This window comes from Acinetobacter lactucae (genome assembly GCF_013122135.1).
Classification (GTDB): domain Bacteria; phylum Pseudomonadota; class Gammaproteobacteria; order Pseudomonadales; family Moraxellaceae; genus Acinetobacter; species Acinetobacter lactucae.
In genome coordinates this window covers 2,755,715-2,768,840 of the sequence record NZ_CP053391.1, presented here as the reverse complement: position 1 = coordinate 2,768,840, position 13,126 = coordinate 2,755,715, and the positions used below count along the sequence as shown (strand labels likewise).

General features: G+C 38.4%; 12 protein-coding genes. 5 read left to right on the top strand and 7 right to left on the bottom strand.

The window, feature by feature from the left end:
- Positions 1–39 precede the first annotated feature (39 nt).
- Positions 40–1,338 carry an MFS transporter gene (locus HLV59_RS13000; protein WP_171430128.1) on the bottom strand — a complete coding sequence of 433 codons (1,299 nt, stop codon included), beginning with the start codon at positions 1,336–1,338 and terminating at the stop codon, positions 40–42.
- Positions 1,339–1,575: 237 nt separating this feature from the next.
- On the opposite strand from HLV59_RS13000, the gene HLV59_RS12995 reads away from it, so the two are divergent.
- Entirely contained in the window at positions 1,576–2,496 is a 921-nt protein-coding gene (locus tag HLV59_RS12995) for a LysR family transcriptional regulator (protein WP_171430127.1), read from the top strand.
- A gap of 58 nt (positions 2,497–2,554) precedes the next feature.
- Here HLV59_RS12995 and HLV59_RS12990 read toward each other — a convergent pair whose 3' ends face one another.
- The 4 genes from HLV59_RS12990 to HLV59_RS12975 form a co-directional block, all read right to left on the bottom strand.
- Positions 2,555–3,433 (bottom strand): class I SAM-dependent methyltransferase, encoded by an 879-nt coding sequence (locus HLV59_RS12990; RefSeq protein WP_171430126.1) that lies wholly within the window; start codon positions 3,431–3,433, stop codon positions 2,555–2,557.
- 113 nt (positions 3,434–3,546) lie between these two features.
- The gene (locus tag HLV59_RS12985) at positions 3,547–5,070 is read right to left on the bottom strand and encodes a flavin-containing monooxygenase (protein WP_171430125.1); all 1,524 of its coding nucleotides are present in this window, start codon (positions 5,068–5,070) and stop codon (positions 3,547–3,549) included.
- 22 nt (positions 5,071–5,092) lie between these two features.
- The gene (locus tag HLV59_RS12980; RefSeq protein ID WP_171430124.1) at positions 5,093–5,926 is read right to left on the bottom strand and encodes an SDR family NAD(P)-dependent oxidoreductase; all 834 of its coding nucleotides are present in this window, start codon (positions 5,924–5,926) and stop codon (positions 5,093–5,095) included.
- 65 nt (positions 5,927–5,991) lie between these two features.
- Positions 5,992–6,951, bottom strand: a complete 960-nt coding sequence (locus HLV59_RS12975) for a metal-dependent hydrolase (RefSeq protein WP_171430123.1) — start codon at positions 6,949–6,951, stop codon at positions 5,992–5,994.
- A gap of 524 nt (positions 6,952–7,475) precedes the next feature.
- On the opposite strand from HLV59_RS12975, the gene HLV59_RS12970 reads away from it, so the two are divergent.
- The gene (locus HLV59_RS12970) at positions 7,476–8,096 is read left to right on the top strand and encodes a TetR/AcrR family transcriptional regulator (protein WP_002163161.1); all 621 of its coding nucleotides are present in this window, start codon (positions 7,476–7,478) and stop codon (positions 8,094–8,096) included.
- Between the two features lie 78 nt (positions 8,097–8,174).
- Here the strand turns inward: HLV59_RS12970 and HLV59_RS12965 are convergent, their stop codons facing one another.
- Positions 8,175–8,897, bottom strand: a complete 723-nt coding sequence (locus HLV59_RS12965) for a pirin family protein (RefSeq protein WP_014206180.1) — start codon at positions 8,895–8,897, stop codon at positions 8,175–8,177.
- A 606-nt stretch (positions 8,898–9,503) separates the two neighbouring features.
- Between HLV59_RS12965 and HLV59_RS12960 the strand changes: the two genes are divergently transcribed.
- The 3 genes from HLV59_RS12960 (at position 9,504) to HLV59_RS12950 (ending at position 12,487) form a co-directional block, all read left to right on the top strand.
- Complete coding sequence (locus tag HLV59_RS12960; protein ID WP_031947789.1) at positions 9,504–9,731, top strand: hypothetical protein; 228 nt, start codon at positions 9,504–9,506, stop codon at positions 9,729–9,731.
- A 321-nt stretch (positions 9,732–10,052) separates the two neighbouring features.
- Complete coding sequence (locus tag HLV59_RS12955; protein ID WP_005070381.1) at positions 10,053–11,372, top strand: NCS2 family permease; 1,320 nt, start codon at positions 10,053–10,055, stop codon at positions 11,370–11,372.
- A 116-nt stretch (positions 11,373–11,488) separates the two neighbouring features.
- A complete protein-coding gene (locus HLV59_RS12950; protein WP_171430122.1) occupies positions 11,489–12,487 on the top strand; it encodes an adenosine deaminase in 999 nt (332 codons plus the stop codon).
- Positions 12,488–12,531: 44 nt separating this feature from the next.
- On the opposite strand, the gene HLV59_RS12945 is transcribed toward HLV59_RS12950, so the two are convergent.
- The gene (locus tag HLV59_RS12945; protein WP_171430121.1) at positions 12,532–13,089 is read right to left on the bottom strand and encodes a cytochrome b; all 558 of its coding nucleotides are present in this window, start codon (positions 13,087–13,089) and stop codon (positions 12,532–12,534) included.
- Positions 13,090–13,126: the final 37 nt, after the last annotated feature.

The following is a 13,126-nucleotide window of genomic DNA, read 5'->3' as shown; positions in this document are numbered from 1 at the left end:
TTGAAGAAACTTGTTCAGATCTAATTGATGTAAATAAGGTTAGTGGGTGGCTTTGGCAGTGTTTACTTTCACTTTTTGGGAGAAGCTCAGCACTAGTGTCAGTAAGGTCGAGATAATGAGTAGTCCTGCCACAAAATAGAGTCCACCTGTGAAATCTCCAGTTTGATCTTTAATCCAGCCGATCATGGCAGGGCCTGCAAACCCACCTAAATTTCCGATTGAGTTAATCGTGGCAATGCCTGCTGCTGCGGCTGATCCTGACAAGAACATGGTTGGCATGCTCCATAGTGGTGGCTTGGCACAGCTAATACCGACATTCACAATGGTAAGTGCTGCAATTAATCCAATGACATTGTGTGTGCCAGCTGCAATTGCGAGACCAACTGCTGCGGTTAAACATGCGAGAGCAACATGCCATGTACGTTCATTGGTGCGGTCAGAGTGTCGAGACCATAAAACCATGGCAATGACAGAAACGATTGGTGGAATGGCATTTAAAAGCCCGACGGTCATAGACGTTACGCCAAGCTGTTTAATAATTTGTGGTGCCCAGATGCCGAGGGTATAAAGCCCAGCCGATGTTCCGAAATAAATCAATGCAAGGGCAAGTACTCGTGGGTTGGCAAGACCGCGAAGAATGCTGTGATGCTGAGGTGCATTTTTCCCGACATCTTCTTCTTTCATCGTTTTTACAAGCCATTCGCGTTCATCCTGTTTTAACCAAGTGGCTTGTTCTGGGCGGTCAGTCATATATTTAAAAACCACAACGCCTAAGATGAGTGCTGGTATTGCTTCAATAATGAACATCCATTGCCAGCCAGCGAGTCCCCAAATTCCATGCATTTCAAGTAACGCGGCAGAGATTGGTGAACCAACTGCTGTGGCAATTGGGGCGGCTGCCATAAATAAAGCAATCACACCAGCGCGATGGCGTGCAGGAAACCAGTAAGTTAAGTACAAAATAATGCCCGGAAAGAAACCAGCTTCGGCAACACCGAGTAAAAATCGCATAACGTAAAAGCTGGTTGAGCTTTCTACAAATGCCATACCGGCTGCAATCAGACCCCATGTCACCATGACTCGAGCAATCCAGATACGGGCACCGACTTTATGCAAAATAATGTTGGATGGGACTTCAAATAAGAAATAGCCCAAAAAGAAAATTCCGGCACCAAACCCGAGAACCGAGGCGGTAAAGCCTAAGTCTTCTTTCATGGTGAGTGCGGCAAAGCCAATATTGACGCGGTCGATATAGGCAATAAGGTATAACAACATAATAAACGGTACGATTCTCCAAGTAATTCGACGTAACGTTCGCTTCTCAATATCCATTTCCATGTCATGACTCCATATTCATGACTACCAATCCTGATTGGTAGTTTTCGCTTTCTTTACCGCTATTCATTCGGCTAGATGGCTTTTCCCGTTCATCCACAGCATTCCTTCTGCGGACATTGTTATGCTCTTAAATAAGAGACGGCTTATGTCGGGAAACATTGAAATGGATGTTAAATCCTTTAAAAAACTGATGAATCGATATAAAGTTAAATCACTATTGCAAAAAACTTAATAATCATGAATGCAGATACGGAATTAGCTTTCTTTTGTTTATTGGTCAAACAAGGAAGTCTTGTCGCGACGGCACGAGAGTTAAACTTGACTCCACCTGCGGTTTCTAGACGTTTAACTCAACTTGAAGAGCGTTTAGGTGTAAGGCTTTTAAATAGAACAACACGCCGAATTAGCTTAACCAGTGAGGGTGAGGTTTACTTTGAAAATGCGGTTCGTATTTTAAAAGAGATTGATGAAATGGAGCGTTTGGTTTCAAGTAGTCGGGCAGCGCCCAAAGGGGTATTGCGTGTGAATGCTCCTTTAGGCTTTGGTCGTTCTTATATTGCTCCAGCGATTTCTACATTTGCCAAAATCTATCCTGATGTCGATGTCCAACTGCATTTAACTGACCGCGCGATTAATCTGCCAGATGAAGCAATTGATGTATCAATTCGATTTGGCGAAATACCCGATTCGCGTCTCATTGCCAAAAAATTGGCAGCCAACCGCCGTTTATTATGTGCATCACCTAGCTATTTAAAAATGGCAGGGCAACCACTCACTCCTCATGATTTAACGCAGCATCAGTGTATCGTGATTCGGCAAAATGATTCTGCTTATGGTAATTGGCGGTTAAGTCATGGCAAACAGGTTGAAACCGTGAAAGTTCATGGGCAACTGAGTACGAATGATGGTGCAGTCGCATTAAATTGGGCCTTAGAAGGTTATGGTATTTTGATGCGAGCAGAGTGGGACGTAGCAAAATATTTAAGAAGTGGTAGATTGGTTCAAGTGCTAGAAGATTATGAAACACCACCCGCAGATGTCTATGCGGTGTATTTAGAGAGACTGAATCTATCGCCTAAAGTCTCGCACTTTTTAGATCATTTGCGCCAATTTTTAAATCAGCATGTCGATGGGCCAGAGCCGCGTTCAAGCTGGTAACGATGGTATTAACCTCGATTAAAAAAAGCCAACTTAAAGTCTAAGTTGGCTTTCAACATTAGTTTCTATTTAAACGCAAATGCAGCAAACGCGTTGCCGATGTATGGCGAATTTCATCAATTCGTGCATTAAAATATCGTTCAGTAATGGCTTCACCTGATAAGTCTTCGACTACTTCGAAACCCATCTGCTCCACTGCATGATGTAAATCTATTGGTTTAAATTGACCTAGTAAAGGCTCTTTCAGCAAATGGGTAAATTGTGCAACGCCCATACTTCCAAATCGCTCAATACCGTTTAATTCCTGAAAATCGGTCGAATAGTCGAGTACCACTTCACTACCGTTTACAGCAAATTCAGCAATACTTTTTAAAGTTTGCAGCGTGGTTTCGGGGTTTAAATAGTGCGTTGTGCCTAACCATGAAAAAAATGCAGGAGCAGATTGATCATAGAGACTTCTGATCAGAGCTTCCGAAATAGACTCTTTTTCAAAGTTAATCGCAACAAATTCAACGGTAGTAGGAATATTTCCTAACTTTTTTAGCTTGGCTTGTTTGGCCGTTTGAGTATCAGGGTGATCAACTTCAAAAATTTTCAAAGTAGGATAATGGTGTGATTCACGTAGTGCAAAAGAGTCTAGGCCAGCACCCACCAATACATATTGTTGAGTATTTTGTTGAACTGCCTGAGCAAGTAAATCTTCGGCATAGCGAGAGCGACCGACCACTTGTCCAGTAAGTAGACCTAAAGTACGGTTTAAAACTGCAGAGTTCATCACTTTAACAATCAGTGAATTAGAGAGAAGTTTTTTCCAGCCTTTACTGGTTAGTTCAAAAGCATAAGGATCTGAAAATACAGGGTTCTGTGTATTTTGAAAATGATTGGCCCGTAATGCAGCAGCGGCTTCAGCAGTACGGCTTGATTGACCTTCTTTCATCTTTATCCTGTTTTTTTATTTCTTGAAGATATTCAACGAAGAAGGCAGTGTATTTCATGAAAACCTAAAATACACTGCCTCTTTCTTACAACTGATTTGATCGAAAATACAAATTAGTGAGTTTTTGTCGTTTGATACGTCACTTCATAATCTTTCAAATCTACTTTTTTCAAACGTTGTTTAAGTTTTTTCAATGACCATGGCCATGCAGCAAAGTTACGCCCGTTGGCATCAAGATAGTAACTCTTACATCCGCCGCTATTAAATACGGTCGTTTGTAAGTGCTTTTGTACTAAATCGTTATGCTTTTTAATCACATCAGATTTAACATTTAACTTGCTAATTCCTTTGTTTTTAATTTTCAATAAGCCATCTACGATATAGTCGAGCTGTGCTTCTGCCAGACCAATGAAAGAGTCATAAACCAGTATGTTAGGTCCTAAAATTAAAAATGCATTTGGTACATTTTCAATGTTGGTTCCTAAATAAGCCTCTGGTGAACTATCTTTCCAAATATCTTGTAAACATTGACCTTTTTCATTGTGGACACGTTTACCAATTGGTGGATGAGATACTTCAAAACCTGTACCCCAAATAATCACATCAACTTCGTGGCGTTCACCATTAGCAGCAACCACTGTATTGCCTTCAACCTTCACTAAACCATGAGGGATCAGGGTCGTGTTCGATGCTTGTAGTGCAGGGTAGTAATTATTAGCGAATAAAATACGTTTACAACCAATGTCAAAGTTTGGCGTTACATTTTTACGTAGCACTGGGTCGTTAATTTGCAATTTAAGTAATTGCTTACCTAATACATTGACTGGTTTTAGGGCAAGTGGATTACGTAAACCAAAGTTAATTGCATTTAGCGTTAGTGCCACACTTTTACGCCAGCTCGCCTGAATAGCCGGATATTTAGCAATGACTGATTTACTAAATTCGCCCAAATCTGTATCTGGTTTTGGTAGTACCCAAGGTGCTGTACGTTGGAACACAAACAGTTCTTTCGCTTTTGGTTGAATTTGTGGCACAAACTGAATAGCAGATGCACCAGTACCAATCACGGCAATGCGTTTACCAGTTAAATCATAATCATGGTTCCATTTTGCTGAATGGAACATTTCGCCTTTAAATGTTTCTAAGCCCTCAAGACGTGGAATTTGAGCTTCAGTAATTGGACCTGTGGCAAAAATAACGGTTTTAGATAAATATTGCCCAGTAGTGGTATCAAGTACCCACACATGACGTGAGTCATCCCATGCTGCGTTAAGCAACTCGTTGTTAAACTCGATTTTAGATGCAATATTAAACTCGTTACTCACATCTTCCAGATAACTTAAGATTTCTGGTTGGCGCGCAAATAAATGGCTCCATTTTGCACTTGGTGCAAATGAGTAAGAATAAAGAGCAGAAGGTACATCGCAACCACAACCTGGATAGGTGTTCTCACGCCATGTTCCACCCACGCGGCCAGCTTTTTCAATAATTTTATAATTGGTATAACCAACTTGATCTAGGCGAATGGCAGCAGCGATCCCTGAAATGCCCGCACCCACAATAAAAGTATCGAAAATATGGCTTGGTGATTTGACAGCTTTTTTTGCTGATGCATTTGTTTTCATTTGCGCAGTCATATGTGTACTACCTATAAATTTCTTATTTAAATAATTTGTACGATGTACCAAGGAGCTTGGTATACAAGCTTGGGGATGCACGCTTCATGAGCCAGAATAACTTCGCATCAATTTGAGGAATGGTATACATCTCATCCTGATCAAGGCGATTAAGGGTTAATCTTGCAACATCATCACTTGTGGTCAGCGCATAGTTCATCAGTGCATGGTCTGCAAGCTTTGAATAGCGTCCGGGAATTCGACCATTTTTAATGATATTGGTAGGTACCAGCGTCGGGCAGAGCACGTTCACCTTAATGTTAAACTTACGCAGTTCGGCAGAAAGCGTTTCTGAAAGCGCACGCACACCCGCTTTAGTCACGTTATAAGCAGTCATTTCTGGGGCAGCCGTGTAAGATGCCGCAGATGCCACATTAATAATCGCGCCGTAACCTAACTTTTTAAACTTGGGAACAAATGCATGACAGCCATGAATAACTCCCCAAAGGTTAATATTCATGACCCAGTTCCAGTCTTCTAGGCTGAGTTCGTCAAATTTACCGCCTAAACCTACTCCAGCATTATTAATGACAAGAGTCACAGGATGCCCAAGTAAGATTTCAGCAGTTTCAGCGAGATGGTTAACCTGTTCAGCGTTACCCACATCACAGCGCATAGCAAAAGCTTTTGCACCTTCTTGTTCAAGAAGTTTTACTGTTTCTTCAGCAGCTTCGAGATTAATATCTGCACACACTACGCTGCCACCACGTTTCGCAAGTTCAATTGCAAAACTTCGACCAATTCCACTGCCTGCACCCGTCACTACGGCATAAGCTTTTTGGCTTGGTTTAACTTTCTTTTTGCCAAATAAAATCATGATTCATCCATAAATAGCTTGAAGAGATACCAGCTATCTATTTGATAGCTGGAAATGCAGGACGATTAAGACATGCGTACTGGTGGGGTAAATTCTTTAACAAAGTAAGGAGCAATTGCGCCGCCTTCGGTCAGTAATTTCTTTTTGTAATACTCAAGATATTCAGTTGTATCATGATCATTTGGATGAAAGTCTGGGCGTAAGTAGTCAAGAATTTGACCAATCGTACTGCCGAAAACTCCATCTTTTGGACCAAAGATTAAGCCTACACCGCGACGAGCATCTTTCCAGAATTTCAAAGTCAGCATCTCTTGTGGCTTTCTTAACACAGGCACAAATAATGTAGTCGCAGGGATTAAACCTAAAATGGTAAATAGCGCGAGGAAGAAACCAGACGCACGTAGTGCATAACTACCATTTAAAAGTTGATAGACATCGTAGGCAATATCTTTATGCTCAGACTCTTCAAGCATATGCCACATCCACAATGCACGGCTTTTTTCATCATCTGAATAATAGAAATTCTTTTCATGCTTCATCATGTATTCAGCAAGTACCGCAGTAAAGTGCTCAATACCCGCCATCATTGATAATTTGAGTGGCTGGGGAAACTTTAAGAAAACATACTTAAAGAAGTTTGAGCCAAGAAAACGATAGAGCGCAACAGGATATTCAGCATCTTGAAGGGCATCGTTATATTCATTGTGCAATTTAGAATGAATTGCCTCTTGGCCAATCAGCGAAGTAACGCGCTGTTTTAAAATTGGATCTTTAATAAATTCGCGGTGATGACGAGCGGTTTCAATCACTAGATCTTCACCATAGGTTAAAAACACCGAAAGTGTGGCAAAAAACAAAGTAGCAAATTGGTTGTCCATATAGAATCTAACATCAATTTCCTTACCATCAAAACCAATATTTAAATGACGAATTGGAATTGAACTTTTGCTAGCAAAATCGGGTAACTCAATTTCACGCTGAAATGTAAGTTTCTTGAATGATTTTTTAACTGCGGTCGAGATCATGGCGACACCCTGAGGCAAAGTAGTGGTGCATTTTGATGAAAATCAATAAACTCAATGATCAACAAAGCACTATAAAATTCCATTTTCAAAAACAGATGATTCTCTGCATTGACTACGGTGTTGTTGCTCCGTTATTTGTTTGATTATTTGGCTGAATAACGGAAAGAAGAGCCGATGTAGACAAGAGCTACTTAATGAGTCTTCTTTAATTTTTTCATATTAATCTGACATTATGTTCGGATTCAATTCGGGTAACTTCTTAAATATATAAAAGTATTTTAGAAACATATATTGCAATAAATTTTTTAACTAATTTGGTTTTATATAGTTGAAAAATAATAATTTAAATTTATATTTTTCTCCGAAAGTAATAAATTAAACCATGTATTAATTGAGAGATTAAGTTCTACTTTTCTGAACTTTTCCACTTAAGTTTGACAACTATTCGGATTTTGTTTTTTTATTTCTAACGAGTCAAATTACATGCTAATCTGACTTTATGTTCGGATTATTAATTAGATCGTATGACTACGCGTAAACCTCGTCAAACTCGAGCCAAAGTCACTGTCGACACGATTATTGAAGCAGGTTTTATTGCAGTGGCACTTCATGGGCCGAGTGGTACTACAACACGTCATATTGCAGAGATTGCAGGGGTGAGTGTCGGGTCTTTATACGAATATTTTAAAAATAAAGAAGAAATTTATGATGCGATGAATCACTTTTTTGTTCGGGAAATTCTGGACATGATTACAGAGCTTACACCGACGATTTTACAGTTGGAGTTAGAACCTGTCATTGAAATGATTTTTTATACTTTTAGTGATTTATTAAAGAAAAATAACGACCGCTATTTGACTGTTTTGCGCTATGCAGGAGAATTGCAGTACGACAAATATATTCCCAAAATTGAACAGGCTTTAATGGAAGTCATCATGAAATATATGATGCATAATCCAAAATACCTAAAAATTAATAATTTGCCTGTAATTACCTATATCTGTATTAATAGTGGAATTTTTAATGTCGCACGGCATCTTATTTTGCCAAACCCTTATATTAGTTTTGATGAAATGGTGCAGGGACTAACCACGATGATTATGAGCTATATCAATACAGAGATGGCACGTTCAGAAGAGCATTGAGCAGAGATAGCATTTTTATAAGTCCAAGTAACGATAAAAAGCCCCCACATAAAAGTTTATGTGAAGGCTTGATTGATCTTATGGCATGGTTGGAACTTCTTCTGGGCGCATATCGAAAATCAAAATTTCGGCGTTATCACCATTGGTAAACGATAAGCTTCCACCTTCACGAATACGTGCAGCATCCCCAGTGTTAAAGGTTTTACCATTTACATCGACACGACCTTTAGCAACGTGTAGGTACACATAACGACCATCAGGAATCACAAAGTCAGCAGTTTCTTCACCATCAAAAAGACCTGAGTAAATATTAATGTCTTGTTTGATCGACAAAGTTTTTTCACCACCTTTCGGTGAAATGATCAAATGCAATTTACCGCGTTTGTCTGCTTCATCAATATGAACTTGTTGATAGCCCGGCTCTGTATTCACTTCATTTGGAACAACCCAAATTTGCAAGAAATGAACGCCTTCTTGAGCTGAATGGTTAAATTCACTATGAGCAACACCACGACCTGCACTCATGAGCTGAATGTCACCAGGCACAATCACAGAGCCTGTACCCATCGAGTCTTTATGCTCTAATGCACCTTCAAGCACATAGGAAATAATTTCCATATTACGATGAGGATGGGTACCAAAGCCTTTAGATGGAGCAACGTTATCATCATTAATTACAAGTAGGTCTGAAAAACCGACTTGTTTAGGATCCCAATAGTTAGCAAATGAAAAGCTATGTTTTGATTGTAACCAACCATGATGTGCTGCCCCACGCTCGTGAGATAAACGCATATCAAACATGATGTATTCTCCTGATTTAATTTTTTATCTAAGTGCATTTTATCGTAGCGTTTATGGGAATAAATCTCTGAAAATGGAAAGCTTGGTGCGATTTATAGAACGATAAAGCTTGGACATAATTTTGCTAATCAACCAATAGCATTAATGAAGAAAAATATTTTTAAATAAGATGAAGATTTCATTGAGATGAATTTTTATTTTGAAAGCTAAACATGAAACATAGAAAATTAGTCGCTAAAGAAACAATTTTAAAGAAAAGTACATTAACGAAAATAGCTCCTTTTTATTTAATTTAAAGCTCAGCGAATAAAAAGAAATTTTAAGCCGTATACACATTTGTCTATGCTCTATCTTTAAAATAACTTAATAGTTAAAAATGATAAAAAGATAATATTAAAAAAAGCTAAAAATAAGTACTTATGAAATAAAGTTACTTTTCAATGGAAAAGTTTAGTATTTATTGGCTATATTAATGTTTATTTTAAAATAACATTTATTTTCAATAACTTGAACAATGGTGTGTTATTGTAAATAAATGTGAAAATATTCACAAAGCTATAATTTTTTGTTAAGATCATTAACATTAAAAACATAGAGATAATAATAATGATCAATAAAGTATTAATAGTGTTGTGTGTAAGTATTGTCTTTGTATTAGGGTATTGGGCCTATTTAGATACTCAAAATAAAAGACATCAAGAGCTCATGCGGATCATACAAGAAGCTGAAAGAAACCTGCAAAGTATAGAACGTAACCCAAACCATGCTCATCACAGCAATTTAGCTTCTTATAATATGCAAGAATATATCGGTGAGAAAAAAATTATTTTCTAGCAATTGCGAACTATAAATTTCTAACTTTTACAGTGTCATTGGTCATATCTTTTCATAATTTTTGATCATGTTTCTGTTGAATCTGTTAAACTTATTGAACGTATAGTAAAAAAGCTGCATAGGGGTTATGCAGCTTTTTTGTGTTTCAAGAGGGGCTGTGGTTATTTGCTATGTATGAAAACAGACATCAAATGAGTGGCATATTTGTTGCTTCTAAAATTTGAGATTCTTGTGTATAGGGCTGAACAGAAAAACAATATTGTTCAGCGACCTACATAGACGTAAATATTCCACAGTTCAGATTTTGCATAGAGGCTACTTATGGCGGCGCCCAATTCTTCGGCAGGCTGGTTAGAGCGTTTATTTAAGTTAAGCGACAATAAAACCACTTTCCGAACTGAAGTTCTTGCTGGTGTAACTACATTCCTAACGATGTGTTACATCATTATTGTCAATCCACTCATTTTATCTGAAACCGGCATGGATCATGGTGCCGTATTCGTTGCGACCTGTTTGGCAGCAGCAATCGGATGTTTAGTAATGGGGATCATTGCTAATTATCCAATCGCACTGGCTCCTGGTATGGGTTTAAACGCTTACTTTACCTACTCGGTTTGTATGGGAATGGGCGTGCCATGGCAAACAGCTTTAGCGGCTGTTTTTGTTTCAGGCCTTGTCTTTCTTGCAATTAGCTTTTTTAAAATTCGTGAAGCGATTGTTAATGCGATTCCAATGTCACTTAAGTTTGCAATCGGTGGTGGTATTGGTTTGTTCCTAGCACTGATTGCACTAAAAAATGCTGGAATCATTGTTGATAACCAAGCGACTTTGGTTGGTTTGGGTGATATCAAACAACCAACAGTACTATTAGCGTTGTTCGGATTCTTAATGATTGTGGTTTTACACCAATTAAAAGTTCGCGGCGCAATCATTATTAGTATTTTAGTTGTTACGGCCATTGCTACTGCTTTAGGTTTAAACGAATTTAAGGGTGTAGTGGGTCAAATTCCTTCAATTGCACCAACATTCATGCAAATGGACTTTGAAGGTCTATTTACAGCAAGTATGGTCGGCGTCATTTTCGTATTCTTTATTGTCGACTTGTTTGATAGTACGGGTACTTTGGTTGGTGTATCACACCGTGCAGGCCTTTTACAAGACGGTAAATTACCTCGTTTGAAAAAAGCATTATTCGCAGACTCTACTGCAATCGTTGCTGGTGCCGCATTAGGTACATCTTCAACTACACCATATATTGAATCAGCTTCAGGTGTAGCAGCAGGTGGACGTACTGGTTTAACTGCTGTTGTGGTTGCAGTCTTATTTATCTGCTGTTTATTTTTAGCACCTCTTGCTCAATCTGTACCAGGTTTTGCAACGGCGCCAGCTTTATTGTTCATTGGTGTGTTGATGATTCAAGGCATCACTCACATTGATTGGGATGATATTACTGAAGCTGTTCCAGCATTTTTAACCATTGTATTTATGCCATTCACCTATTCAATTGCTGATGGTATTGCAATGGGCTTTATTAGCTATGCATTAGTTAAATTATTCACAGGTAAGGCAAAAACTGTACCGTACATGGTATGGATTATTGCTGCGCTTTGGGTATTTAAATTTATCGCGTTTGGCGGTTAATATGATTTTTTATAATTTTCTTCTTGAGCTATCTTAGACATAGTTTTCAATAAGAAGAAAATTATAAAAGGGTGTGATTTTGACCACACCCTTTTTTCTTTAGACGTGGAGTTAATATGAATCAAGTCGAGCTGATTCGCGCCTTACCAAAAGCCGAATTGCATGTGCATATTGAAGGGACTTTTGAACCTGAATTAATGTTTGCAATTGCCCAGCGCAATCAGATTCAGATTCCTTACAAATCTGTTGAAGAAGTAAAGCAAGCTTATAACTTTCATAATCTTCAATCATTCTTAGATATTTACTATGCTGGTGCAAATGTTCTTGTACATGAACAAGACTTCTATGATTTAGCATGGGCTTATTTTGAGAAATGTGCTGAAGATCATGTCGTTCACACAGAAATGTTCTTTGACCCGCAAACCCACACTGACCGTGGTATTGCATTCTCAACAGTGATTAATGGTTTAAAACGCGCTTGTGCAGATGCCAAAGCTAAGTTTGGTATCAGTTCTCAACTGATTATGTGTTTCTTACGTCATTTGAGTGAAGAAGCTGCATTTGAAACACTTGAACAGGCTTTGCCATTTAAACAAGATATTATTGCTGTAGGGCTTGATTCAAGTGAAGTAGGGCATCCGCCAGCTAAATTTGAACGTGTTTTTGCTAAGGCGCGTGAAGAAGGCTTCTTAATCGTGGCTCATGCTGGTGAAGAAGGTCCTCCTGAATATGTATGGGAAGCTTTAGATCTACTTAAAGTGAATCGTATTGATCATGGTGTGCGTTCTGAAGAAGACGAACAATTAATGGCGCGTTTAATTAATGAAAAAATGCCATTAACGGTTTGTCCTTTAAGTAACTTAAAGCTATGTGTTGTTAAGGATATGAAAGATCATAATATCCGTCGTCTATTGCAAAAAGGCGTACACGTGACGGTTAACTCAGATGATCCTTCATATTTCGGTGGATATATGAATGACAATTTCTTTGCCATTCAGCAAGCTTTAGACTTAAACAATGATGAGTTGAAACAACTCGCAATTAATTCTTTTGAAGCTTCTTTCATTTCATATGAAGAGAAACAAAAGTGGATTGCAGAAATCCAAAAGATCTAAATAAAAAAACCGCCTATCTCGGGCGGTTTTTTTATACATCAGGTTTATTTAGGCTGTTTGGTCATACTATTTAAAATATTGTCTTTATCAATAAAGTGATGTTTCAAAGCTGCAAGTACATGCCCAACAATAAGAAAACCTGCAAACCAAGAAATATAAATATGTAATGGTTTAACAATAGCTAAAAGCTCTGGGTTATCTTGCACCAAACGCGGAATTTCAAATAAATATAAAACAGGGGCAGGGTGACCAGCGCTCCAGCTAAATAAACAACCAGTGACAGGTAAAGCCACTAAAATTACATAAAGGAATAGATGACCCACGTGTGCCAGAGTTTTCATCATCGGTGACATGGTGTCAGGTAGTTTTGGAGCTGGATGTGTATAGCGCCAAAAAATCCGAATAATCACTAAAAAGATAATGGTGGTTGCAATATTTTTGTGCAAGGTAATCACATCACCTTTAAAGCTGCCATCAATGTCGTAACTTAAAAAATTTCCACTATAGAAACCAATCACCCATGCGACGATGAAAATAATTGCCATCACCCAATGCAGGATTTGTGCGGTACGGGTGTAATACTGAGAGGAAACAGCAGGCATAAAAGACCCTTTTTTTGTCGTTTTGATTTGTGATTTT